The 22,669-nt window shown below is 67.5% G+C and carries 26 protein-coding genes, 4 pseudogenes and 1 riboswitch; of the genes and pseudogenes, 25 read left to right on the forward strand and 5 right to left on the reverse strand.

Translation table 11 applies throughout. The annotated features are described in order from the left end of the window. The first annotated feature begins 12 nt into the window (after window positions 1-12). The 4 genes and pseudogenes from hisD (at window position 13) to hisH (ending at window position 3,657) form a co-directional block, all read left to right on the forward strand. Window positions 13-1,342 (forward strand): annotated as a pseudogene (hisD, locus tag ACHMWU_RS03415) (histidinol dehydrogenase). Beyond that, window positions 1,342-2,420: pseudogene (locus ACHMWU_RS03420) on the forward strand (histidinol-phosphate transaminase). Before hisD ends, ACHMWU_RS03420 begins: the two co-directional pseudogenes overlap by 1 nt. Continuing rightward, window positions 2,417-3,016: an imidazoleglycerol-phosphate dehydratase HisB gene (hisB, locus tag ACHMWU_RS03425; RefSeq protein ID WP_396041648.1), complete on the forward strand. Its 600-nt coding sequence runs from the start codon at window positions 2,417-2,419 to the stop codon at window positions 3,014-3,016. The pseudogene ACHMWU_RS03420 and the gene hisB overlap by 4 nt, the downstream one beginning before the upstream one ends. Beyond that, entirely contained in the window at window positions 3,013-3,657 is a 645-nt protein-coding gene (gene hisH / locus ACHMWU_RS03430) for an imidazole glycerol phosphate synthase subunit HisH (protein WP_396041649.1), read from the forward strand. Before hisB ends, hisH begins: the two co-directional genes overlap by 4 nt. Before the next feature lie 40 nt (window positions 3,658-3,697). Here the strand turns inward: hisH and ACHMWU_RS03435 are convergent, their stop codons facing one another. The 5 genes from ACHMWU_RS03435 to ACHMWU_RS03455 all read right to left on the reverse strand — a co-directional run bounded on the left by ACHMWU_RS03435 (window position 3,698) and on the right by ACHMWU_RS03455 (window position 5,693). Beyond that, window positions 3,698-3,823: a hypothetical protein gene (locus tag ACHMWU_RS03435; protein ID WP_396041650.1), complete on the reverse strand. Its 126-nt coding sequence runs from the start codon at window positions 3,821-3,823 to the stop codon at window positions 3,698-3,700. Then, window positions 3,777-4,307, reverse strand: a complete 531-nt coding sequence (locus ACHMWU_RS03440; protein ID WP_396041651.1) for a hypothetical protein — start codon at window positions 4,305-4,307, stop codon at window positions 3,777-3,779. The genes ACHMWU_RS03435 and ACHMWU_RS03440 overlap by 47 nt, the downstream gene beginning before the upstream one ends. Before the next feature lie 6 nt (window positions 4,308-4,313). Continuing rightward, entirely contained in the window at window positions 4,314-4,922 is a 609-nt protein-coding gene (locus ACHMWU_RS03445) for a hypothetical protein (protein WP_396041652.1), read from the reverse strand. Window positions 4,923-4,983: 61 nt separating this feature from the next. Further along, on the reverse strand, window positions 4,984-5,178 hold the full coding sequence (locus tag ACHMWU_RS03450; RefSeq protein ID WP_396041653.1) for a hypothetical protein: 195 nt from the start codon (window positions 5,176-5,178) through the stop codon (window positions 4,984-4,986). Further along, on the reverse strand, window positions 5,163-5,693 hold the full coding sequence (locus tag ACHMWU_RS03455; protein ID WP_396041654.1) for an alpha/beta fold hydrolase: 531 nt from the start codon (window positions 5,691-5,693) through the stop codon (window positions 5,163-5,165). The genes ACHMWU_RS03450 and ACHMWU_RS03455 overlap by 16 nt, the downstream gene beginning before the upstream one ends. 43 nt (window positions 5,694-5,736) lie before the next feature. On the opposite strand from ACHMWU_RS03455, the pseudogene priA reads away from it, so the two are divergent. The 21 genes and pseudogenes from priA to hisF all read left to right on the forward strand — a co-directional run. Further along, window positions 5,737-6,463: pseudogene (gene priA, locus ACHMWU_RS03460) on the forward strand (bifunctional 1-(5-phosphoribosyl)-5-((5-phosphoribosylamino)methylideneamino)imidazole-4-carboxamide isomerase/phosphoribosylanthranilate isomerase PriA). Window positions 6,464-6,467: 4 nt separating this feature from the next. Further along, window positions 6,468-7,001, forward strand: coding sequence for a DUF1707 domain-containing protein (locus ACHMWU_RS03465; RefSeq protein ID WP_396041655.1), 534 nt, complete (start codon window positions 6,468-6,470; stop codon window positions 6,999-7,001). A gap of 52 nt (window positions 7,002-7,053) precedes the next feature. Further along, a riboswitch (cobalamin riboswitch) is annotated at window positions 7,054-7,199 on the forward strand. A 149-nt stretch (window positions 7,200-7,348) separates the two neighbouring features. Then, complete coding sequence (locus ACHMWU_RS03470) at window positions 7,349-7,852, forward strand: hypothetical protein (RefSeq protein ID WP_396041656.1); 504 nt, start codon at window positions 7,349-7,351, stop codon at window positions 7,850-7,852. Beyond that, window positions 7,788-8,147 carry a DUF4430 domain-containing protein gene (locus ACHMWU_RS03475; RefSeq protein ID WP_396041657.1) on the forward strand — a complete coding sequence of 120 codons (360 nt, stop codon included), beginning with the start codon at window positions 7,788-7,790 and terminating at the stop codon, window positions 8,145-8,147. The genes ACHMWU_RS03470 and ACHMWU_RS03475 overlap by 65 nt, the downstream gene beginning before the upstream one ends. Then, on the forward strand, window positions 8,108-10,303 hold the full coding sequence (locus ACHMWU_RS03480; protein ID WP_396041658.1) for a hypothetical protein: 2,196 nt from the start codon (window positions 8,108-8,110) through the stop codon (window positions 10,301-10,303). Before ACHMWU_RS03475 ends, ACHMWU_RS03480 begins: the two co-directional genes overlap by 40 nt. Beyond that, entirely contained in the window at window positions 10,272-11,018 is a 747-nt protein-coding gene (locus ACHMWU_RS03485; protein ID WP_396041659.1) for a fibronectin type III domain-containing protein, read from the forward strand. Before ACHMWU_RS03480 ends, ACHMWU_RS03485 begins: the two co-directional genes overlap by 32 nt. A 919-nt stretch (window positions 11,019-11,937) precedes the next feature. Next, window positions 11,938-12,663 carry an Ig-like domain repeat protein gene (locus ACHMWU_RS03490; RefSeq protein ID WP_396041851.1) on the forward strand — a complete coding sequence of 242 codons (726 nt, stop codon included), beginning with the start codon at window positions 11,938-11,940 and terminating at the stop codon, window positions 12,661-12,663. A 119-nt stretch (window positions 12,664-12,782) separates the two neighbouring features. After that, entirely contained in the window at window positions 12,783-13,211 is a 429-nt protein-coding gene (locus tag ACHMWU_RS03495; RefSeq protein WP_396041660.1) for a hypothetical protein, read from the forward strand. Window positions 13,212-13,293: 82 nt separating this feature from the next. Continuing rightward, window positions 13,294-13,425: a hypothetical protein gene (locus ACHMWU_RS03500; protein ID WP_396041661.1), complete on the forward strand. Its 132-nt coding sequence runs from the start codon at window positions 13,294-13,296 to the stop codon at window positions 13,423-13,425. Next, window positions 13,404-14,765, forward strand: a complete 1,362-nt coding sequence (locus ACHMWU_RS03505) for a prenyltransferase/squalene oxidase repeat-containing protein (RefSeq protein ID WP_396041662.1) — start codon at window positions 13,404-13,406, stop codon at window positions 14,763-14,765. Before ACHMWU_RS03500 ends, ACHMWU_RS03505 begins: the two co-directional genes overlap by 22 nt. 89 nt (window positions 14,766-14,854) lie before the next feature. Next, window positions 14,855-16,072, forward strand: coding sequence for a hypothetical protein (locus ACHMWU_RS03510; RefSeq protein ID WP_396041663.1), 1,218 nt, complete (start codon window positions 14,855-14,857; stop codon window positions 16,070-16,072). Window positions 16,073-16,219: 147 nt separating this feature from the next. Beyond that, the gene (locus tag ACHMWU_RS03515) at window positions 16,220-16,981 is read left to right on the forward strand and encodes a hypothetical protein (protein WP_396041664.1); all 762 of its coding nucleotides are present in this window, start codon (window positions 16,220-16,222) and stop codon (window positions 16,979-16,981) included. Then, entirely contained in the window at window positions 16,939-17,709 is a 771-nt protein-coding gene (locus tag ACHMWU_RS03520) for a CbiQ family ECF transporter T component (RefSeq protein ID WP_396041665.1), read from the forward strand. The genes ACHMWU_RS03515 and ACHMWU_RS03520 overlap by 43 nt, the downstream gene beginning before the upstream one ends. After that, on the forward strand, window positions 17,706-17,963 hold the full coding sequence (locus ACHMWU_RS03525) for a hypothetical protein (protein WP_396041666.1): 258 nt from the start codon (window positions 17,706-17,708) through the stop codon (window positions 17,961-17,963). Before ACHMWU_RS03520 ends, ACHMWU_RS03525 begins: the two co-directional genes overlap by 4 nt. Before the next feature lie 8 nt (window positions 17,964-17,971). Further along, entirely contained in the window at window positions 17,972-18,124 is a 153-nt protein-coding gene (locus ACHMWU_RS03530) for a hypothetical protein (protein WP_396041667.1), read from the forward strand. Then, window positions 18,121-18,879 (forward strand): energy-coupling factor ABC transporter ATP-binding protein, encoded by a 759-nt coding sequence (locus tag ACHMWU_RS03535; protein WP_396041668.1) that lies wholly within the window; start codon window positions 18,121-18,123, stop codon window positions 18,877-18,879. Before ACHMWU_RS03530 ends, ACHMWU_RS03535 begins: the two co-directional genes overlap by 4 nt. Before the next feature lie 192 nt (window positions 18,880-19,071). After that, complete coding sequence (locus ACHMWU_RS03540) at window positions 19,072-19,494, forward strand: ATP-binding cassette domain-containing protein (RefSeq protein ID WP_396041852.1); 423 nt, start codon at window positions 19,072-19,074, stop codon at window positions 19,492-19,494. Continuing rightward, window positions 19,404-19,733 (forward strand): AAA family ATPase, encoded by a 330-nt coding sequence (locus ACHMWU_RS03545; protein WP_396041669.1) that lies wholly within the window; start codon window positions 19,404-19,406, stop codon window positions 19,731-19,733. The genes ACHMWU_RS03540 and ACHMWU_RS03545 overlap by 91 nt, the downstream gene beginning before the upstream one ends. Window positions 19,734-19,935: 202 nt before the next feature. Next, on the forward strand, window positions 19,936-20,580 hold the full coding sequence (locus tag ACHMWU_RS03550; RefSeq protein WP_396041670.1) for an ECF transporter S component: 645 nt from the start codon (window positions 19,936-19,938) through the stop codon (window positions 20,578-20,580). Window positions 20,581-20,682: 102 nt separating this feature from the next. Further along, entirely contained in the window at window positions 20,683-21,666 is a 984-nt protein-coding gene (locus ACHMWU_RS03555) for a PASTA domain-containing protein (RefSeq protein ID WP_396041671.1), read from the forward strand. Between the two features lie 67 nt (window positions 21,667-21,733). After that, window positions 21,734-22,458 (forward strand): annotated as a pseudogene (gene hisF / locus ACHMWU_RS03560) (imidazole glycerol phosphate synthase subunit HisF); the annotation flags it as partial. Between the last annotated feature and the right edge of the window lie 211 nt (window positions 22,459-22,669).

The following is a 22,669-nucleotide window of genomic DNA, read 5'->3' on the forward strand; positions in this document are numbered from 1 at the left end:
AGACTTGGCGTCGTGATGAGACGAATCGACCTGCGTGAACTTGACCCGGTGGCCGCCGAAGCTGCGGCTGTCTACGGTGCGGCCGTGCCGCGTGCCGAGGTCGATGTCGAGCATGCGCTGGCGGCGGTGCGTCCCATCTGCGAGGACGTGCGTGCGCGTGGCACCGCAGCCGTGCTGGATGCGGGGGAGCGGTTCGACCAGGTGCGTCCGACCCAGCTGCGAGTTCCGGCCGACGCGCTGGCCTCGGCGCTGGCTGACCTCCCCGACGACATCCGCGCTGGTCTCGAAGAGTCGATCCGGCGCCTGCGTCAGACGTGCGAGGCCGAGCTCGAGGAGTCCCTGACGACCACCGTCGCCCCAGGGGCTGTTGTCGAACGCCGCATCGTGCCGATGCAACGGGTCGGCCTGTACGTCCCCGGCGGGCTGGCGCCGCTGGTCAGCACCGTCATCATGAACGCTGTCCCCGCGCAGGTCGCCGGCGTGCCGGGCATCGCTCTGGCCAGCCCGCCGCAGGTGGAGTTCGGCGGTCTCCCCGCACCCCACGATCCTTGCTGCGTGCGCGCTGCTCGGCATCGACGAGGTGTACGCCGCCGGCGGCGCCCAGGCGCTGGCGATGTTCGCCTACGGCGCGTCGTCCGATGCTGGCGTCGACTGCCGGCCCGTCAACCTGATCACGGGCCCGGGCAACATCTACGTCGCAGCGGCCAAGCGCTATCTGCAGGGAACTGTCAGCATCGACGCCGAAGCTGGGCCGACCGAGATCGCGATCATCGCCGACGGCACGGCCGACGCGGCGTTCGTGGCAGCCGACCTGATCAGCCAGGCCGAGCACGACCCCATGGCGGCCAGCGTCCTGATCACCGACGACGAAGCACTGGCGACGGCGGTCGAGGCCGAGCTGACGACGCAGGTCGCGGCTGCCAAGCACGCCGAACGCATCACGATCGCGCTGGAGGGCACCCAGTCCGCGACCGTGCTGGTGCGTGACGTCGACCAGGCGATCGACGTCGCGAACGGCTACGCGGCCGAGCACCTCGAGATCCACACCGCCGACGCCGGCGCGGTCGCCGCACGCATCGTCAACGCCGGTGCGGTCTTCGTGGGATCGTTCACCCCGGTCTCGCTCGGCGACTATGCCGCCGGTTCCAATCACGTGCTGCCCACGGCCGGGTGCGCATGTCACTCGTCAGGTCTGTCGGTGCGTGCCTTCTGCAAGAACATGCACGTCGTGACCTATGACGAGGCTGCACTGCGAGAGGTCGGAGATCACGTCGTGACGCTGGCGGAGGCCGAGAATCTGCCCTCGCACGGCGCCGCCGTGTCGATCAGGACGTCGCGCTGATGCCACTTCCTGCCTGGGTCCCGATTCGCGAGGACCTGCGAGGCTTCGAGCCGTACGGCGCCCCGCAGATCCCCGACGTCATCAGCCTCAACGTCAACGAGAACCCGTATGCGCCGAGCGCTGCGGTGGCCGCTGACATCGCCGAGTCGGTGCGCGTCGCCGCACTCGGCCTGAACCGCTATCCCGACCGCGATGCGACGCAGCTGCGTGCCGATCTGGCGACCTACCTGGGCCACGGGCTGACCAGTGACCAGGTGTGGGCCGGCAACGGCTCCAACGAGGTCATGCTGCACATCCTCCAGGCCTTCGGCGGTCCGGGACGCACGGCCGTGTCGTTCGCACCGACGTACTCGATGTACCCGAGTACGCCCGTGACACCCACACGCGCTGGGTGGCCGGGCAGCGTGAGGAGGACTTCACGGTCGACCTCGATCGGGCGCTGACACTCATCGCCACCGAGAAGCCCGACGTCGTGCTGCTGACCTCGCCCAACAACCCGACCGGCACGGCGTTGCCGCTCGACACGATCCGGGCGATCGCCGAGGCCGCGCCAGGTGTCGTCGTCGTCGACGAGGCCTATGCGGAGTTCCGGCGTGAGGGCACTCCGAGCGCGCTCGACGTGCTGGGGGAGTACCCGCGCCTGCTGGTGACCCGCACCATGAGCAAGGCGTTCGCGCTGGCGGGCGGCCGGCTGGGCTATCTCGCCGCCGATGCGGCGATCGTCGACGCGTTGCGCATCGTGCGTCTGCCCTATCACCTGTCGGCGGTGACACAGGCCGCTGCGAGCGCCGCGCTGCGCCACGCCGACGAGCTCCTGGCCCGCGTCGACGAGCTGCGCACGACTCGCGACGAGCTCGCCGTGTGGCTTCGCGGACAGGGCTACGAGGTGGCCGAGTCCGACGCCAACTTCGTGCTGTTCGGCAAGTTCGCCGATCGCCACGCCGTCTGGCAGGGCCTTGTCGACCGCGGAGTGCTCATACGGGAGACTGGTCCCGATCAATGGCTGCGGGTGTCTGTGGGCACGCCGGCCGACATGCAAGCCTTCTATGGCGCTTTGAAAGAGGTAGTCGCGACATGAGCCGTACGTCACGCATCGAGCGGAAGACCTCTGAGTCTCATGTCGTGGTCGAGGTCGACCTCGATGGCACCGGTGCCAACGACATCTCGACCGGTGTCGGCTTCTACGACCACATGCTGACCGCGTTCTCGCGGCACTCGCTGATCGACCTGACGGTCAAGACCGAGGGCGATCTGCACATCGACGCGCACCACACGGTCGAGGACACCGCGATCTGTCTCGGACAGGCGATCCGTGAGGCGCTCGGCGACAAGATCGGCATCAAGCGCTACGGCGATGCTCTGGTGCCGCTCGACGAGTCGATCGCGCAGGCAGTCGTCGACGTCTCCGGACGTCCCTACTTCGTGCACAGCGGCGAACCCGAACGTCAGATCACCGCGATCATCGGCGGCCAGTACTCCGGCTCGCTGACCGCGCACGTCCTGGAGTCGATCGCTCACCACGCGGCCATGACGATGCACGTGCGGTTGATCGACGGACGCGATCCGCACCACATCGCCGAGGCCCAGTTCAAGGCTGTCGCCCGTGCGCTGCGCGAGGCGATCGCGATCGATCCGCGTGAGTCCGGCATCCCCAGCACCAAGGGCGCTCTGTGACCTTGCCCCTCGTCGCGGTTCTCGACTATGGCTCGGGCAATGTCCGCTCGGCCGTCCGCGCGGTCGAGCGGGCTGGCGCGCAGGTCGAGCTGACCAGCGATCCGCGCAAGGTCGCCGAGGCCGATGGCCTGCTGGTTCCTGGTGTGGGCGCCTTCGAGGCGTGCATGCGCGGGCTTGAGGCCGTCGATGGTGTGCGGTTGATCGAACGGCGTCTCATCGCGTCCAAGCCGGTGCTGGGCATCTGCGTGGGCATGCAGATCCTGTTCGGTGAGGGCATCGAGCACGGCGTGCAGACGCAGGGCTGCGGCGAGTGGCCTGGCGTCATCGAGCGGCTGCAGGCGCCGATCGTCCCGCACATGGGCTGGAACACCGTCGTACCGGGCGGTGCTGCCAAGGGCTCGCGGATGTTCGCCGGCATCGAGGACGAACGGTTCTACTTCGTGCACTCCTACGGGCTGCGGGACTGGGTGCTCAGCCGACCGCCGGCTCTGCCGGAGGCGCAGGTCACCTGGACTGAGTACGGCGGCGACCGGTTCGTGTCGGCAGTCGAGGACGGCCCGTTGTGGGCAACGCAGTTCCACCCTGAGAAGTCGGGTGACGCCGGTCGCCGGTTGCTGCAGAACTGGATCGCAACGCTCTGATCTGACCAGGTCCGAGCCGATCAGAGCGCCGCGAGAGGGCTCAGCTGGCCTTGAGCCACTTGGTGTTGCTGGTCGAGCGGACCTTGTTCGACGAGATCGACTCGTCGTAGATCGTGACGTCAGCGTTCTCGCGGTCGCCGACGAAGCCGTACAGGCCGGTCTGCACCTTGATGCCCTTGGGCTTGTTGAAGCAGGAGTTGGCGATCCGGTAGGTGATGCTGCCCCCGCGTGCCGTTCTTGCGGGTCAGCTTGCCGGTGCACAAGAACTTGGAGTAGTTGCGGTTGTAGACCGCGACTCGCCGCTTGGAGCCGTCGCTGATGATCTGGTAGGTCGGCCAGCTCTTGCTGCCCTTGACCCGGATGCCGCCATAGACCTGGATCGAGCCCTTGCCGAGCTCGGCGAACTTCATCGTGACGCGCAAGGTCTTCTTGCCGTACTTGACGGTCGCGCTGGTGGCATCGATTCCGGTGGCGATGCTGTCGGCCCGGTCGAGCACCGTGCCGCTGTCATCGCCATAGCCGTCGTACTGCACGACGTCGGCCCGCTTGTCCTTGATGGTGTCTGACTGGGCCGAGGCGGTCACCGCGGTCGTGGCGAGCAGCGTCGTCGCTGCGAGACCGCCGACGATCAGATGAGTGAGGGTGCGCATCGCCGATCAGCTCGCCTTCAGCCACTTGGTCGACTCAGGCGTACGTACCCGGGACGACGAGATGACCTCTTGGTAGATCGTGAAGCTCTCGTTGTCGAAGTTGATGAACCGCGACACGCCCGTCTGCACCTTGATGGCCTTGGGCTTCTTGAGGCACGTCCGCTTCACGCTGAACGTGATGGTGCCCTTCTTGCCAGCCTTCTTGGTCTGCTTACCGGTGCACAGCTGCTTCATCTCGTCGCCCTTCAGGTCGTAGACCGCGACCTTCTTGCGGCTGATGCTGGAGATGAGGTATCGAGGCTGCTTGGAGCCCTTGACCCGCACCACGGCACCGGCCTGGACCTCCTGGCGGGTCAGGTCGGCGAAGCGGATCGTGACCTTGATGCTCTTCTTGCTGTGCTTGACCGTCGCGCTGGTGGCTTCGATGCCGCTCGCGAGGCTGTCGGCACGATCGAGGATCGTTCCGGCTTCGTCTTCTTCGAAGTCGTCGTACTGGACGACGTCAGCACGCTTGTCGGTGATCTTGTCGGACTGGGCCGTCGCAGTGACGGCGGTGCCGGTCAGGATGGCCGTGGTGGCGAGCCCTCCGACGAGCAGGTGGGTGATGGTACGCATGCGACAGACTGTAACTGGACGACCGGGTATTTTCTGGGGATTGATCGAAAACCGGTTGAGGTCACATCAGAGGGCAGCAAGAATCGCGGCCGCGAGGGCGTCGGGCTCGGTCAGCTCGGGGCCAGTGGCCGGTCGGCAGCTCGACGATCGTGACATCGCTGATCTGTGTCAGCTCGGCGAAGTAGGACTCATCGGCCTGCAGGTATGAGTCGATCTGCTCGCGGGTGAACGTCGTCGAGATCAGCGTGATGGGCACGTCGAACCGGCGTGGGGCGTCGCTGGCTGTTGCCGATCACGTGCGGCCGCAGCGGGATGTGGGATGGCCCGGGCGCGGAAGTCATCGAGCTGGGCTTGGTCGAAGCCGTCGAGGTCGCGCGAGCCGTCGCCGCGGAAGACGTCCCATGGCGGCAGGGGCAGGTCGGGTCCGTCGACCGGTAGGTCGGGATTGGTCGCCATGCCGTGGGGGAGCGGCGCACTGTCGACGTAGATCGCGCGGCTGACCCGGCCAGGACGTTGGTCGACTGCGGCGTGGATCACGGTGCCGCCTCCGCTGTGGCCCACCAGGACCACCTCGTCGTCGGCGTCGTCGATCAGCGCGGTCACCGCCGCGACGTGCTGGGCGAGCCCGATGCCGGACCGGTCGGACTCGACCGACTCGAGCCCTGGCAGCGTGACGGATGTGACGTCGTGACCAGCAGCCACGAGCGCAGGCGTCACCTGCTGCCAGGACCAGTCGCCGAGCCAGAAGCCGGGAACGAGGATGAGTTTCATACCGGCCACGGTAGGTGCAGCCGCCGACAGATAACATCACGTCGTGACTCTTGAACTCCTGCCCGCTGTCGATGTCGCCGATGGACAGGCCGTGCGCCTCGTCCAAGGAGCGCTCGGCAGCGAGACGTCCTACGGATCCCCGCTCGATGCTGCGCTGCAGTGGCAGACCGATGGTGCCGAGTGGATCCACCTGGTCGATCTCGACGCAGCGTTCGGCAAGGGCTCCAACCGCGAGCTGCTGGCCGACGTCATCGGCCGGCTCGACGTCAAGGTCGAACTCTCTGGTGGTATCCGCGACGATGCTTCGCTCGGAAGCTGCTCTGGCGACCGGCTGCACCCGCGTCAACCTCGGCACCGCGGCGATCGAGAACCCCGACTGGTGCGCCAAGGTCGTCGGCCAGTACGGCGACCAGATCGCGGTCGGCCTCGACGTCCGCGGCACGACGCTGGCCGCCCGTGGCTGGACCGAGGACGGCGGTGACCTGTTCGAGACCCTGGCGCGCCTGGATCGCGACGGCTGCGCCCGCTACGTCGTCACCGACGTGACCAAGGACGGCACGCTGACCGGGCCCAACCTCGACCTGCTCCGTCAGGTGTGCGCCGTGACCGACAAGCCCGTCGTCGCCTCGGGCGGCGTGTCGAGTCTTCAGGACCTGCGTGACATCGCGACGCTTGCCGACCTCGGCGTCGAAGGATCCATCATCGGCAAGGCGTTGTACGCCGGTGCGTTCACCCTGCCCGAAGCCCTCGCCGCGGTACGCGAGGTCTGAACCCATGGCGTCGGGCGCGGAGATCTGGTCGGGCTTCTCGGCCGATCCTCGCGAGCCGGACGCTGCGCTGCTCAGGGCGACCGATGCCGACCGCGATCATGCTGTCACGGTGCTGCGCGACGCCTATGCCGACGGCAGGCTGACCCGCGACGAGTTCGAGGCCCGGAGTGCCGAAGTCCTGGGCACCCGCCTCGTGGGCGGGCTTGCAGCGTTGCTGACCGACCTGGTCGTGGCGACCCCTGCCCCGGTCGTGAGGCAGGCGGCCAACCGCTCCAGCCTGCAGGTCCAGGCCGTGACCCAGTACCAGCGCGATTTGCGCGACGCCCGCAACGGGTGGATCTTCGTGTCCGGGCTGTGCGTGGCGATCTGGGGTGCCACGAGCATCGCGAGCGGCGGGCTGTTGTTCTTCTGGCCGATCTTCCCCAGCCTCGGGGTCGGGATCGGCTACTTCTCGATGCAGCTGAACCGCGAGTCGCGGATCGAGGCGATCGAGGACAAGATCGCCGCCAAGCGTCGTCGTCGGCGCGGGCTGGAATAGGACGTCGGTCACATTGAGACCTGACTACGCGCGAATGCGTTAAGGTCCGTTCTTGAGTCACGGAGATCGTGACTTGCTGTAACCAGTTGCACTCGTGCTGGGGGAAGTCGGTGAGAATCCGGCGCTGTCCCGCAACCGTGTGTGGCGTGAGCGATCGCGCCACGAGTCGGAGTACCTGTCACGAGGGTGTCTGGCCAAGTCCTGCCGCGGAAAGCGGGACATGGCCGAATCGTTCTGCGATTCGATCACAGCTCCGCGCCAGATTCTCTGACGCGGAGTTTTGCGTCGATCGGGACGTTTTCTCTGCCATGCCTTACCTCTGCGGGGTCCGAGCAAGGAGAGAATTCATGGGATCCCGGTCCATCATCGAAAGACGGCGTCGCAGCCGAGTGGGAGCAGCGCTGATCAGCGCGTTCACCACACTTGCCCTCGTGCTGGGGCTGGCTCCGGCCGCCCAGGCAGCAAGCGACATATCGGTCTACGTGACCTTCGAGGGCTACAACATCGGACAGGGCTACTACGTCGAGCCGGTCAAGGTGACGGTCCCGGAGGGCTCGACGGCCGCGGCCGTCACCGAGAGCGTCCTGGACGAGACATCGCACCAGTTCACCGCGTTGGACGCTGGAGAGACCAGCAGCGCCGGCTGGTACCTGTCGGGCGTCAAGGGCTTCGACAAGGGAACCGCGAACGTTCCGTCGTACATCACGAGTCAGCCGGGATCGGCTGACCGGCACCGACGGAGACGCGTACCTCGGCACGCCCGACTACAACTCGATGTCGGGCTGGATGTACACGGTCAACAACGTGACGGCCCAGGTCGGTGCGGGTGCACTGACTCTGCACGATGGTGACGTCATGCGGTGGCAGTTCACCCTGTACGGCTATGGCTGCGACCTCGGCCTGGCAGATTCTTGCTGGGAGAGTGAGTCCTACTTCTCCCAGGTCGACAAGACCGATCTGATCAGGGGCATCGGCAAGGGCAAGACCGCTACGGCAACTGACGCAGAACTTGCAACGGCCAGGACGACCGCCGTCAATCCTGCTGCGACCCAGCAGCAGGTCACCGCTGCGCTCACAGCGCTGAACACCGCAGAGCCGACGTCTGCGTGGGTTCGCCTCACGACGACTGCGCAGGGTCAGCCCTGACCAAGCTGCGCGAGAAGCTGGTGAGCGACTTCGGTCAGACCGTGGGCGACTACGACTACAGCGTCGTCAAGAAGCTCAGCATCACCGGGACGTTGAACGCTCAGGACTATGCGGATCTGCGCAACGCGTCGTACGCGGGGACATCGATCGAAGAGCTCGACCTGTCGGGTGCGGTGGACGCGACGACCTACGCCCTCAACGGCATGACTGCGCTGACCGATGTCAGCCTGCCTCCCGTCGCGAACTACACCGTGGCGAATCCGTTCCAGGGCAATGTCTCGCTTCGCAACGTCGTGGTCGCTGCCGAGACGTACACCTTCGGCTCCCCCACGACGTTCAACGGCATCACGACGCTCGAGCGCATCACGTTCCTGCACACCACGAAGCCATCGCTCAACGCCTCGACGTTCAACGGTTCGAACAATGCCGACTCGGCCAATCGTGTCGTCAAGGCTGTCGTTCCGAACCAAGACCGGGGCGACTACGACAAAGCCTCGTTCTCGCAGTACTTCGCCAGCGTCACCGAAAAGGCCAGCGCCGCGGATCTGGGCGAGCTGGAGACCGTCACCGACGAGGCCAAGGCGATCGGCCATGGCGCTGCGGCGGCCGAGTTCCGTTGGACCCTGCTGCAGGACGCGATCACCAAGGCCACCACGGTCCATGATGACGCAGATGCGTCCGCTGCGGCGGTCTACGGTGCACGGCTGGCTCTGCAGACGGCGATCAGCCGGATCGGTGTCGCCGACCTCGGTCTCTCGCTGAAGGTCACGCACGGGGCCGACGTCACACTGTCGTGGAAGAACGGCACAGCCCAGCACTTCGCGGAGCACACGGTGCACCCCCTGGCGAAGGTCGACGCGCTGTCGAACAACGACTACGACGTCTATGTCCCGACCACGACAATCGCGTACACGACCCAGCACATCGCCTCGGCCGTGATTCCGGGCCAGACCGACAAGGTCGCCAAGATCTTCACGGTCGCTGCGGCGACGGCGGGCGCCCAGTACACACTGGATCTCACCCCGTTGGCCGGGCGCCAGGAGTCTGCCTCGTTGATCCCGGGCCTGGGCGCAGGGGACAACCGAGGTCTCTACACCAATCTGGACGACACCGGGGTGCTCAACCTGGACGTCGGCGAGCGTTTCGATCTCGACACGATCCGGACCCAGCAGGCCCAGCTCGATCAGATCAACAACCTCTTCATCGAGCCCGAGTACACGTTCGAGGTGGCAGGCGACAGCGTCACGACCCGACGTATCGGTCAGGACGGCCGTCGTCAGCTGCGTATCAAGGCCGAGAGCCCTGGCGTCAGCGTCGTCAAGATCACGTACGGCCCGCTGCACTACCTGGCGGCCAACGACAACGGCACGCCCGGCAACACCAACTGGTCGTTCAACGGCATCGATCCGCAGAACACCGGCGTCGCCGTCGTCAACGTCGGCGACAACGTCGGAACGTTCGAGACCGGCATCAACGTCAAGAACGAGCTCGACACCTACTACTTCGACAAGACCGCCGAAGAACGCGACTTCACGTTCACCCCGGCAGAAGGCACGACGGTACGGGTTCACGATCCGCTGAACGTCAGTGACTGGGGTGAAGGCTGGAACACGTACGAGGCTGCGCCGGACGGTGGCTTCACGGTCAAGCAAGGGTGGCCGCAACATCGTCGAGCTGAAGAAGGGCGGCAAGGTCCAGTACCGGGTCGTGCGGGCCAAGGGCGTCGACGTGACGATCACCAACACGACGAATCCAGGCCAGTCGTTCGTTGCGGGCGACAACGCGCGGATCGCGATCAGCGGTATCGAAGGTGGCGTCGAGAAGCTCGCGGGCATCTACAACCCGGCCTTCAACTCCGGCACCAAGGGCAAGCTGACGTACTACGACGGTGCGACGCCATTGGTCAGCAACGAGGCGACGCAGTACCAGACGGCCATCACGACCTTCAACGTCAACTACACCTACACGGGTACCGGCGACAAGGCGCTCAACGGCGACATGTTCATCGGTGGCCTCGGCGCCGAATGGCCGTTCCACCGCCAGATTCCCCTGGAGGGCAAGCCGGCCAACCTGGCTGCTGTTGCCATCGGTCCGTACCACTTCGGCGGTCTGCCGACGATCTACGTGCATGGCGACAAGGTCACGACGATTCCTGACGCGCCGAGTGCGCCGACTGGCCTCCAGGTGACGCACGGCAATGCTTCGGCGGAGCTGTCGTGGACTGCACCGACGTCGACAGGTGGTCTGCCTGTCGTCGGGTACAACGTCCGCTACTCCAGCGACGGTGGCACGAGCTGGACGACCAAGAAGCTCGGTACTGCGACGAGTCGGACGCTGACGGGCCTGACCAACGGGACCGAGTACGAGGTGCAGGTTGCGGCATTCAACAGCTCGGCGATCGGTGCGTACACGGCGAGCGAGAAGGTCACGCCGCGAACCGTTCCGGGAGCTCCGACCGGACTTGCCCTGAAGCCGCTCCACAACTCGATCAAGGCGTCGTGGACGGCACCGGCCGATGGCGGCTCAGCCATCACGGGCTACCGCGTGCGAATCTCCGAGGATGCCGGCGAGAGCTGGACGACACAGGACGTCGGCACCGCGACGTCGCGGACACTGACGGGGCTGACCGATGGCACGTCCTATGACGTCCAGGTGGCTGCGGTCAATGCTGAAGGCACCGGCACCTTCACGGGCACCGAGACCGTCAAGGCCGGACTCGACAAGTCCGGAGCTCACGCAGGCCATCGCAGCTGCCCAGGCCAAGGAACCGGGCGACTACACGACCGCAAGCTGGGCGCAGGTCGTCCTGGCACTGGCCGGTGCACAGGCCACGGTCGCCGATGTCGAGGCGACCGAGATCGCTGTCGTTGAGGCAACCCAGGCGCTCCACGCGGCAGTGGCCTCGCTGCACCGCAAGGGTGCGGCACCTGCGGCGCCGAGCGTGTCAGCGTCGACGGCCCAGGCGAGAAAGGCCGGTGCGGCCTGGCTGGCTCGCGAGCTGGCGGCCAATGATGACGTGCTGGGCAATGGTGCCAACACCGACTGGGGCCTGACGGCCGACGCGGTGTTCGCCCTCGCAGGCGCTGGCGTGGCCGGCGATCAGATCGCCGAGACGGCTGATGCGATCTATCACTCGGGAACCGCCTACACCGGCACCTCGGCGAACCTGGCGAGCAGATGGCCCTTCTTGGCCAAGACGGTGCTCGCTCTCCAGATTGCCGGTCTCGACGCGTCGAAGTTCCCGGCCGAAGGCGGGACGCGCGACCTGGTCGCTGACCTGCGCTCGGCCGTCAAGGCAGATGGATCGTGGCAGAACACCTCCGACTCCTTCAAGACGTCGATCGGCATTCTTGCCCTCGCGCGCACGGAGGACGGCGTTCCTGCCGCAGCGGTCGACAAGTTCGAGAAGATGGCCTGTTCGGTCCCGACTCACGTCAACTACGGCGCGTTCGGGTTCGGCGGCGGCTGCTCGGCCGACGTCGACACCACCGCAATGGCCGTGCAGGCTCTGCTGGCCTCGGGCGTGAGCAAGACCGATCCGGCTGTTGCGCGTGCGACGGACTGGATGCTGACGCAGAATCCGGCCGAAGGTTTCCCGTCGCAGTTCGGTGCGGGCAACACCAACACGAGCGGTCTGGCCGCCCAGGCGCTGTTCGCGGCGGGCAAGGACACACCGGGGCAGCAGGCGGCGAGCTTCGTCCAGGGTCTGCAGATCGGCTGCTCGACGGTCGGCCCGATCTCGGCTGAACGGGGCGCAATTGCCTACAACGCGGACGGCTGGGCCACGGCCATGCAGGACGGAATCGGCTCGACCAACCGGGATCAGTGGCGGCGCGCGTCCGCTCAGGCCGTCCTCGGCCTGGGGGCGGAGTCGCTCGGCTTCATCTCGGCGGAGGGCGCCGACGCCAAGACGCCTCAGCCGAGCTGCTCGACTCCGTCCACGGGCACGAAGGTGTCTGCCACCGCAGGTCAGATGACCTACGGCAAGGCAGGATCTGTGACGGTCACCGTGGCAGCCACGAAGGGCACCGCGAAGCCGACGGGCAAGGTCTCGACGAAGGTCGGTCCTGCTACGGTCACCGCCACCCTGGCCAACGGCAAGGCGACGCTCAAGCTGCCCGGCACGTCGTTGAAGCCCGGAGTCAGGTCGCTGTCGGTGTCATATGCCGGTGTCGACGGCGCGTTCGACCCTTCCTCCCAGAAGGTCACGGTGAAGGTCGCCAAGGCCAAGCCCTCCGTGAAGGTCAAGGGGCCGAAGAAGGTCAAGCGGGGCAAGGCCGCGACCTACACCGTCACGGTCGCTGCGCCCGGTGTGCGGGCGACCGGCAAGGTCACGGTGAAGATCGCCGGGAAGTCGAAGACAGTCAGGTTGAACGCCAAGGGCAAGGCGATCGTGAAGGTCACGATCGCCAAGGGCACCAGGCCCGGCAAGAAGACTGTGGCCGTCACCTACCGCGGTGACACCTACGTCGGTTCCGCGAAGGCTCGCAAGGCCGTCACTCACGTGACCAAGTGATCGGCTGAGCCAATCGGCCAGGGCTCGGGTCACGTGATCGATTCGAACGCGTGACCCCGGGCCCTGGCCTCAGCCCGACTTCTCTCCGTGCTGTCGTCACAGCAGGAAGGCACCTCCTCATGACCGTGACACCTCCGACCCGCGCCAGCATCGTCGCGGTCGTCGCACTCGTCGTCGCCCTGCTGCTGTCGGTGATGGCGGTCTCGGTCGTCGCCGAGGAGCGTGCCGGCTACGACGGCGTCTGTCTGCCCAAGGACAGCAACGGCGTGACGTTCGTGATCGACTTCCAGGGCCTCGATGGCAATGACGGTCGTGAGGCCGAGACCATCGTCCGCTGCTCGCCGGTGCGCGGCAATGACGCCTCGATCAGACGGACCGGGCTGCAGGCCATGGTCGACGCTGGCATCGCAGCGCGCGGCACCGTCCCGGTGGGGCGACAGCTATCCGACGCAGCTGGGCTTCGTGTGCCGGATCGAAGGACGCCCGGCTCCCGACGAACCGCTCTACCTCGCCGCATCCGGAACGACGTATCACGAGCCGTGCGGTGACACGCCTCCCGCGGCGGCCTACTGGTCGTACTGGCATGCCGACGGTCAGGGCGGCCCCTGGACGTACAGCAACTACGGGATCATGTCCCGCCACGTCATCCCGGGTGGTTTCGAGGGCTGGTCGTTCTCGCAGAACATCGATGCAGGTGGCGGTGGCGACGGCGATCCCCCCCGCGCGTCGACCCGGTCGTCGTGGACACTGCGCTGTCGATGACGGTCGACCGGTCCGAGGTGCTGGTCGGACAGAGCGCCGTGCTCAGCTGGGACGCCGACGCCGGCGACCACCTCCGGGCGAGCGGGGCGTGGAACGGCGAGCGGCTGTTGTCCGGCACCGAGACGGTCACGCCGCACCGGGCCGGCACATATATCTACCGGCTCGACACGGTCGGTGCCGAGCGCCCTGCCAGTCGTCAGATCACGATCACGGTGCTCGACGACGACTCCGAGGCGCCACCGGCCGGGGGACCGGACGAGAGCCAGTCGGCGCAAGCCCGTTCGACGGCGGGCTGGCTCGTCAACGAGCTGTCGCCGGTCGGTCACATGCCGGGACCTGACGTCGGCACCGACTGGGGGCTGACGATCGACACGTTGTTCGCGTTGTATGCCGCAGGCACCGGCGCGAGCGCCGTCAAGGACATCACCGCCCAGGTGGCCCGCCACGCCGGCGTGTACCTGGGTGCTGACCTGTTCGGCGACCCTGATGCCCGGATCGGCGGGTCCACCGCAAAGCTGCTGGTCGCGGCTGTCGTTGCGGGTCGAGATCCGGAGGCCTTCGGCACCGGAAAATTCCTCCAGCGCGGCGCCACGTACGACATGCGCCAGGAGACGCTCGACCTGATCCAGAAGACTGGTGTCCTCAAGGGTCGCCTGGTCAATCGCGGCACGGGCAGCGAGCACACCAACGTGTTTGCCCAGTCGCTGGCCGTCATCGGCCTCGCGCGCTCGGGCGGTGTGCCGACCGACGTCGTGTCGTTCCTGCGTCGGCAGCAGTGCTCGACCGGGTACTTCAGGATGTTCTACCAGGACGGTCTGTCGTGCGATGCAGGCCAGGGCGCACCCGATCCAGACGGCACGGCCCTGGCTGTGCAGGCCTTGATGACGGCTCGTGATGCGGGCGTCGACGGCCTCGACGGCTCGATCGATCGTGCCCTGGACTGGCTGCTCGGCGCTCAGGGCAAGGACGGCTCGATCGGCGGCGGGGTGGGTGCCGCGGTCCCCAACACCAACAGCACCGGGCTGCTGGCTCAGGCGTTGTGGGCCGGGGCCGCAGACACCTCAGGTCCGCGTGCCGACGAAGCTGAAGGCCGCCCACGCCAAGGCCAAGCGGTGGGTGCTGGCCGTCCACGCCCGGGCGCAGACCGCAGCCAGGACGGTCCTCGACACCGACCGCGAGTACGGTGCGATCGCGTACGAGAAGCGTGCATTCGCCGCGGCCAAGGCGTCAGGGATCGATGTGGGCATGCGCGACCAGTGGCGGCGTGCCACGGCTCAGGCGATCTTCGCGCTGGCGCCCGTGTCGTTCGCCGACCTCGGCAAGAGCGATCCCGTCGGTGATCCGGTCGACCAGAACCGCCCCGACAGTGTCGACGAGTCCCCGGGAGGTGGGGGAGCGTCCGCTCCTCCTGGATCGGTGGGGGACGCCGGTGACCACACGGTCGAACAAGTCGTCGGCGAAGACGTCCATGGCGAGGGCGGGGGAGTTCTTGGCCGCCCAGCTGATCGACGGCGACCACATCGAGGTCGAGGTGGATGGCACCCGCTACGTCGACTACGACGCGACCAGCGACGTGCTGTTCGCCCTCCGGGCTCTGGGTGAGCAGCCCAGGGCGATCCGCAAGATCTCCGCCTTCCTGCTGCATCCCAGGTCAGTGGCGGCCTACGCCCACGGCAAGCCCTACGAGACCTCCGCTGCCAGGCTGCGCGAACCGCTCGCCCGGTTGGCGTTGGTCGCGCGGTTCTGGCGCGCTGGCGGCCATGCGCCGCGCACGATCGACAAGACGCTCTCACGCCTCGACAGCACCCTGGCGGGGCTGGCATCGAGCGACGGTCGTTTCGCCGACACTGGAGAGCACGCGGATCGCTCGAGCAGCACGACCCGGCACAGCTGGGCCGTCCTGGCCACCGCAGCGGCCGATGGCGATGGTGAAGTATTGGACTCGGCAACGGACGAGCTGCTTGCGGTGCAGTGCACGGACGGCACTTTCGCTGCGGTGCTGGGCGCAGGCCCATGCGGGTCCGGCGACGTGGCCGCGACGTCGCTCGCGCTGCAGGCGCTCACGGGACAGGCTCCGATGATGCCGGTCGCCGACGCAGTCACGGCCGGCTCGGCATTGCCACGCACGATCCGCCCGGTCAACGTCCCCCCGGCGGCCTGGAGCAAGGCTCGGGCGAAAGCCGTGCAGGACGCCGCCGTTGCCTTGCTGACTCGTACCGACAGCTCCGGCCTGCCGGTGGAGGTCCGCGATCGATCGGTCGTCGGAGCGTTGGCGGCCGGTCGACAGTTCGTGGGCCTCGACGCCAGCAACGGTGCCAACGCCCTGGCAGAGCAACAAGTCGCGGACGGTGGCCTGCCCAGGCGCGCCGGCGGCAGGCAGGGCGACTTCGAGACCACCCTGGCGGCCGGGTACGCGATCGCTGGCAAGTCGTGGACCGGAGCAGCCCGGTCGCCGGTGGCTCCTGCGGTGCGACTGCCGTTGGCCGAGCAGAGCGCACCGCGTGCCGTGGCAGCCGGTGAACTCCCTCGCCACACGTCCCAGAAGATCACGTGGGTCCTCGGCGGTCTCGTCCTCCTGACCTTGCTGGGGTGGGCGCTGTCCCGGTTCGTGCCCCGGCGTCCTCGTTCGAAAGGCAGCACCTCATGAGCTCACGTCCACCACTGCGCAACGTCGCGGCATCTCTCGGTCTGCTGGGCCTGCTGCTCGGCGTCGGCGTCTGGCAGAGCAGCACACCGGCGACGGCAGTCGACCAGGGCAAGGGACAAGCCGGGTACTGCAAGGACGCGAACCGGTGTGACAGTCGTCATCGACTTCGGCAAGCTCGGGGGCAAGGCACTGGTGCGCTGCCACCCGGCTTCGGCCCGCGGCACCGGACTCGACGCGCTCAAGGGCGCTGGCTTCCAGGTCGCTGGCGTGCAGCGCTGGGGCGAGTCGTTCATCTGCAGGATCGAGAATCGTCCCTCGGCGGTGGACAGCGCGATCGAGGGCGACTCGGGCTACCAGGAGAAGTGCATCGACACGCCGCCCGCAGCCGGGTACTGGTCGTACTGGCATGCCGGCAACAACTGCGACTGGACGTACAGCCAGTGGGGTGTCAAGAACCGCGACTTCGTGCCGGGGGGCTTCGAGGGCTGGACGTTCGCCCTGAACTCCCGGGCCGATGACGCGCCGAAGCCCGCGATCGCCGCCAGCCGGCCCGGCACGTCCGGACAGGGCTGCACGACGAAGGTCGAAGCGGGTCCGACCACCACCGACCTCGACGAGAAGCAGCCCGACTCGGCAGCCGCCGGTGGCGATCCGGCTGCTGAGGACACCAACTCGGCCGATGGCGACCTGCCCGCGCCGAAGCCGCGATCCACCACGGTCACGACGGCTCCTTCCAGCGAGGAGGTGCCGTTCAGTGGTGGCGAAGATGCCCCCGACGTCAACGAGACGCTCAAGGAACAGTCGCGTGCCAGCCGGTACGCGCCGTGGGTGGCCGGTGCGGTGCTGGTCGTCCTGCTGGCCACGATGTGGCTGACGTCGCGACGTCGACGAGCGGCGAGGAACGCCTAGTGCAGCGGGTCTGGAACACCTACTTCCTGCCGCGCGACCTGCACCCCGCCGCCTGGTGGGTGTGGGCGCTGGGTCTGGCGACGGCAGCGAGCAGGACGACGAACCCCTGGTTGCTGCTGACGATCATCGCGGTGACCTGTCACGTCGTGATCTCACGACGTTCCGATGCGCCCTGGGCGATGGCATTTCGGATGTATCTGTACCTGGGTGCGTTCATCGTGCTGATGCGGGTCTTCTTCCGGTTCGTGTTCGGCGGGGCCGAAGGCGACACGATCATCCTGTCGCTGCCGGAGATCCCGTTGCCGGCCTGGGCGGCGGGTATCCGACTGTTCGGCGACGTGTCGGCCGAGTCGGTGCTCGGTGGGCTGTACGACGGCCTGCGCCTGGCGACGATGGTCATCTGCCTGGGTGCCGCCAATGCCCTGGCCAATCCCAAACGCCTGCTCAAGGCGATGCCCCCGGCGCTCTACGAGGTCGGGACGGCGGTCATCGTGGCGCTGTCGGTGTTCCCTCAGCTCGCCGAGAGCGTCGTGCGGGTGCGCAGGGCGCGCAGGCTGCGAGGCGGCGACGGGGGCAAACGGTTCCATGCCCTGCGGGCGATCATCATTCCGGTGCTCGAAGATGCCCTCGACCGGTCGTTGCAGTCGCGTCGTCGATGGACTCGCGGGGGTACGGGCGCGCCGGAGTCGTGCAGCCGCGGGCCCGATTCTTCACGGGCCTGCTCATGATCGCCGGCCTGGTGGGCGTGTGCGTCGGCGTCTACGCGACGCTCGACGGCTCGACGCCGCGATTCCTGGCCGGTCCGGTGCTGCTGGGCGGGCTGGTGGTGGCTCTGGTCGGGTTCAGGGCGGCTGGCCAGCGGGTGCATCGGACGAAGTACCGTCCCGACCGTTGGCAGTCGGCCGAGGTCGTGGTGGCGGTCAGCGGTATCGCCGTGGCATGCGTGCTGTTCGCATCCTCGAGCGTCGACCGACCAACCTGAACCCGTCGTTGATCACGTTGTCGTGGCCGCAGCTGGCCTGGCTGCCCCTCGGCGGTGTGTTGATCGGGCTCGTCCCGTCCTTCCTGACGCCGCCGCCCGAGCCGCCGTACGCCGCGTTCGACGCGGAGTCGTTCGAGACCGTCGAGGAGCAGATCGCATGATCGAGCTGGAGCACGTGAGCCTGTGGTATCACGGCGTGGAGCAGGCGATCCTGCACGACATCAGCTTGTCGATCGGCGAGGGCGGGCTCGTCTTGTTCGCCGGACGCACGGGTTCGGGCAAGTCGACGTTGCTCGGCACGTTCAACGGGCTGGTCCCGCACTTCACCGGCGGTCACCTCGAGGGACGGGTGACGGTCGACGGAGTGTCGACGGCGTCACGTCCGCCGCGTGAGTTCTCGCACCTCGTCGGCGTCATCGGCCAGGATCCGCTGGCCGGATTCGTCACCGACACGGTCGAGGACGAGCTGGCCTACGGGATGGAACAGCTCGGCCTCGCGCCCCAGGTCATGCGACGACGGGTCGAGGAGACTTTCGACCTGCTCGGCATCGCCGAGCTGCGCCGCCGCCCGCTCCGGACGTTGTCGGGAGGGCAGCAGCAGCGAGTCGCGATCGGCTTGGTGCTGACGATGCACCCGCAAGTGCTGGTGCTCGACGAGCCGACGTCGGCGCTCGACCCGATCGGCGCCGAAGACGTGCTGGCTACGCTGGCGAGGTTGGTGCAGGATCTAGGCACCACCGTGCTGATGGCCGAGCACCGCATGGAACGGGTCATCCCGTTCGCCGACCGGATGGTCTACGTGACAGGCGATGGCAGCATCATCGACGGGCTGCCCTCGCAGGTCCTGCGCGACATCCCGATCGCCCCGCCCGTCGTCCAGCTGGGCGCCTCGCCGGCTGGGACCCGTTGCCGATGACGGTGCGAGATGCGCGTCGGTCTGCCACGTCGTTGCGCGCGCAGCTCGCCACGGCCAGGCCACCGAGCGTGCCGCACCCCGGTCGGAGACGGCCCCGCTGCTCAGGAGCACCGGGGTCGTGGTGCGCTACGGGCCCAAGGTCGCGGTGGAGGAGTCGACCTCGATCTGCACGCCGGCAAGGTGCTGGCGATGATGGGGCGCAACGGCTCGGGCAAGTCGTCGTTGCTGTGGGCGCTGCAGGGCACGGGGCAGCGGCAAGGTGGCGAGGTGAGCGTCGAAGGAACGCGATCCCGCAGGAGCTGCCGAGCAGCCTGGCGCGCACGCTGGTCGGGCTGGTGCCGCAGACGGCGAGCGATCTGCTGTACCTCGAGTCCGTCGACGGCGAGTGTGCTGCCGCCGACGTCGAGGCGGAGGCCGCCCCAGGCACCGCTCGCGCGCTGCTGGACCGGCTGGCACCGGGCATCGACGGTGACAAGCATCCGCGTGACCTCTCCGAGGGACAGCGGTTGGCGCTGGTGCTGGCGGTGCAGCTGTCGGCGGCTCCGCAGATCATGCTGCTCGACGAGCCGACCCGCGGGTTGGACTATGCGGCCAAAGCAGCCCTGGCGCGGATGATCGCCACGCTGACCGACGAGGGCCGCGCTGTCGTGGTGGCGACGCACGACGTCGAGTTCGTGGCCACGGTCGCCGATCGTGTCGTGGTCATGGCCGAGGGCGAGATCGTCTCGGACGGGGCCACGCAGGACGTGCTGGGCGGGTCGCCGGCATTCGCGCCGCAGGTCGCCAAGATCATGGGGGAGCCATGGCTGCGGGTCGCCGACGTCGAGCTCGCCCTCGTCGGGGAGGACCGATGACGTCGCCGACTCGTGCCTGGGGCCGTGCCGACCAGGCCGTGCGGGTGGGGCCGCGTTCGGCCGTGGTGCTGACGGTGGCGTCGATCGCCGGCCTGATGATGTTCATCTGGCCGCTGCTGGTGCGGGTCTCGCCGCAGAACATGCAGCACGGGAACGATGCGCCCTTCATCTTCATCGTGATCCTGCCGGTCGTGATATCGTCGTGCTGGCCGAGCTGTCCGAGGGCGGCATGGACTCCAAGGCCCTGGCGATGCTGGGCGTGCTGTCGGCGGTCAATGCGGCGCTACGGCCGTTGGGCGCGGGCACGGCAGGGATCGAGACGGTGTTCTTCGTGCTGGTGCTGGCCGGCCGGGTGTTCGGCGCCGGCTTCGGCTTCGTGCTGGGATGTACGTCGTTGTTCGCATCAGCCTTGCTGACGGCTGGGGTGGGCCCGTGGCTGCCGTTCCAGATGATGTGCGCGGCCTGGATCGGCATGGGGGCCGGTCTGCTGCCTCGGCGGGTCACCGGCAAGCGTGAGATCGCCATGCTGGTCGGCTACGGGATCGCGGTCGCCTACGTCTTCGGCTTCTTGATGAACCTGTGGTTCTGGCCGTTCGTCACGGGCGCAGAAGTGCCGTACCACGATGGTGGCATCTCGTACGTGGCTGGCGCTCCGGTGCTCGAGAACCTGCATCGGTTCGTGGTGTTCACGTTGCTGACCTCGACCGCCGGCTGGGACACCGGACGAGCCATCACCAACACCATCGCGATCCTGGTGGTGGGACCTGCCTTGCTTGCGACGTTACGTCGCGCATCACGCAAGGCGTCCTATGGTGAGGCAGGGACGTTCGGCACGCGACCGGAGTGATCTCATTCTTCAGTTTGGCTGATTTTTCATTGCAGTCTCAGACAAGATCAGATCATGAACCTCCTTCGACGAACCCTGGCTGTCGGTGGCGCTGCCGCAGTCATGACCGCTCTGCTCAGCGCACCGGCGCAGGCCCAGGCCACCCGGACCTGGGTGTCAGGCGTCGGCGACGACGTCAATCCGTGCTCCCGCACCGCGCCGTGCAAGACCTTCGCCGGCGCCATCAGCAAGACCGCCGCCGGCGGCGTCATCAACGCGATCGACTCCGGTGGCTTCGGTGGGGTGACCATCACGAAGGCCATCACGATCGACGGCGGCGGAAACACGGTGTCCTCGCTGGTCTCCGGCACGAACGGAATCATCATCAACGCTCCGGCGACCAGCGACGTCGTGCTGCGCAACATCGACGTGACAGGGGTCGACTCCGATCCCGAAGCCTGCACCTCGGTGAGCGGCGTCAAGATCCTGGGAGCGCGGTCGGTGCGGATCGACCACGTGGCCATCTCGGGCTTCAAGCAGGCAATCGAGGCGCCATTGACCTCCAGCTCGTCGGACATCTTCGTCGACATGGCGTTCAACGACCTCGACATCTCGAACAACTGCACGTACGGTCTGCGGCTGGCGCCGGATGCTGGTCATCACGGGCGGGCCACGATCGACGGCACGACCGTGACGGGCTCGAACATCGCGCTGAGCGTGGCCGCTGGTGCCGAGGCCTGGGTCAGCGGGTCCCGGTTCTTCCTCAACAACCAGGCGATCGAGCGTACCGGCGGTGCCCGTGCTCACTCGCTGTGCAACAACTCGATCGCGGGCAACGCCACGGCCAGCACGTTCACCGACGACTGGCGCTGTACCGGGGTCGCTCCGCCGCCGCCCGCACCTGTCACGTACTGCTCGGTGCCCAAGCTCACGGGCAAGACGGTGACGCAGGCACGGACGGCCTTGACCAAGGCCGGTTGCAAGCTCGGCAAGGTGAGCAAGCAGAAGTCGTCCAAGTCCAAGCGCAAGAAGGTCCTGAGCCAGAACGTCCCGGCCAAGATCCAGGTCAAGCGCGGGACCGCCGTGACGGTCAAGATCGGCAAGTAGGCAAGTAGCCGCGCGCCGAGGAGAGACGTGACGTCTCTCCTCGGCGCGGGGCAGATAGGCTCGTCCGGTGAGCCTTGCCGTGCGTGTCATTCCCTGCCTCGACGTCGACAACGGACGGGTCGTCAAGGGCGTCAACTTCGTCGATCTGCGCGATGCCGGCGACCCGGTCGAGATGGCGAAGGTCTACGACGCCGAGGGCGCCGACGAGCTCACCTTCCTCGACATCACGGCGTCGTCCGACAGCCGCAGCACGACGTTCGACGTCGTCGGACGCACCGCCGACCAGGTCTTCATCCCGCTGACGGTCGGCGGGGAGTGCGCACCGTCGACGACGTCGACCGGCTGCTGCGCGCCGGCGCCGACAAGGTCGGCATCAACACCGCCGCGATCAACCGGCCTGAGGTCATCGCCGAGATCACGCAACGCTTCGGCAGCCAGGTGCTGGTGCTGAGCGTCGACGCACGACGTTCCGCCGAGCAGCCGAGCGGCTTCGAGGTCACCACGCACGGCGGTCGTCAGTCGGCCGGACTCGATGCCGTGGAGTGGGCCAGGCAGGCCACCGAGCTGGGCGTCGGAGAGGTGCTGCTCAACTCGATGGACGCCGACGGCACGAAAGATGGCTTCGACCTGGAAATGATTCGGGCGGTCCGTGACGTTACACAGGTGCCACTGATTGCCAGTGGTGGTGCCGGACGGCTGGAGCACTTCCCTGCAGCCATCCAAGCCGGCGCCGACGCCGTGCTCGCCGCGAGTGTGTTCCACTTCGGCGACCTGACCATCGGACAGGTGAAAGAGACCTTGCGAGGCTTGCTGGACACTGTGTCCGTTAGTACCGAACCACTGAGGGACGGCGAGACCGACCCCGACGACCCGATGTCGCGAGACCTCGGGGCTGCCCGGACTGACCAGATCACCCGGCGCGGCTTCGCCCTGCTCGGACGCGGCATCAAGGAGCAGCGTTTCCTGTTCTGGGTGTCGGTCATCGGCAGCGTGCTGTTCGGGT

Source organism: Aeromicrobium sp. UC242_57 (assembly GCF_044452305.1).
In the GTDB taxonomy this organism is placed as follows: domain Bacteria; phylum Actinomycetota; class Actinomycetes; order Propionibacteriales; family Nocardioidaceae; genus Aeromicrobium.

Excerpts from the sequence above, each read along its gene's own strand:
- hisB (WP_396041648.1), top strand. The coding sequence starts at position 2,417 with ATGAGCCGTACGTCACGCATCGAGCGGAAGACCTCTGAGTCTCATGTC.
- ACHMWU_RS03440 (WP_396041651.1), bottom strand. The coding sequence starts at position 4,307 with ATGCGCACCCTCACTCATCTGATCGTCGGCGGTCTCGCAGCGACGACG.
- ACHMWU_RS03445 (WP_396041652.1), bottom strand. The coding sequence starts at position 4,922 with ATGCGTACCATCACCCACCTGCTCGTCGGAGGGCTCGCCACCACGGCC.
- ACHMWU_RS03455 (WP_396041654.1), bottom strand. The coding sequence starts at position 5,693 with ATGAAACTCATCCTCGTTCCCGGCTTCTGGCTCGGCGACTGGTCCTGG.
- ACHMWU_RS03465 (WP_396041655.1), top strand. The coding sequence starts at position 6,468 with ATGGCGTCGGGCGCGGAGATCTGGTCGGGCTTCTCGGCCGATCCTCGC.
- ACHMWU_RS03470 (WP_396041656.1), top strand. The coding sequence starts at position 7,349 with ATGGGATCCCGGTCCATCATCGAAAGACGGCGTCGCAGCCGAGTGGGA.
- ACHMWU_RS03475 (WP_396041657.1), top strand. The coding sequence starts at position 7,788 with ATGTACACGGTCAACAACGTGACGGCCCAGGTCGGTGCGGGTGCACTG.
- ACHMWU_RS03490 (WP_396041851.1), top strand. The coding sequence starts at position 11,938 with ATGCAGGACGGAATCGGCTCGACCAACCGGGATCAGTGGCGGCGCGCG.
- ACHMWU_RS03495 (WP_396041660.1), top strand. The coding sequence starts at position 12,783 with ATGACCGTGACACCTCCGACCCGCGCCAGCATCGTCGCGGTCGTCGCA.
- ACHMWU_RS03500 (WP_396041661.1), top strand. The coding sequence starts at position 13,294 with ATGTCCCGCCACGTCATCCCGGGTGGTTTCGAGGGCTGGTCGTTCTCG.
- ACHMWU_RS03525 (WP_396041666.1), top strand. The coding sequence starts at position 17,706 with ATGATCGCCGGCCTGGTGGGCGTGTGCGTCGGCGTCTACGCGACGCTC.
- ACHMWU_RS03535 (WP_396041668.1), top strand. The coding sequence starts at position 18,121 with ATGATCGAGCTGGAGCACGTGAGCCTGTGGTATCACGGCGTGGAGCAG.
- ACHMWU_RS03540 (WP_396041852.1), top strand. The coding sequence starts at position 19,072 with ATGGGGCGCAACGGCTCGGGCAAGTCGTCGTTGCTGTGGGCGCTGCAG.
- ACHMWU_RS03555 (WP_396041671.1), top strand. The coding sequence starts at position 20,683 with ATGACCGCTCTGCTCAGCGCACCGGCGCAGGCCCAGGCCACCCGGACC.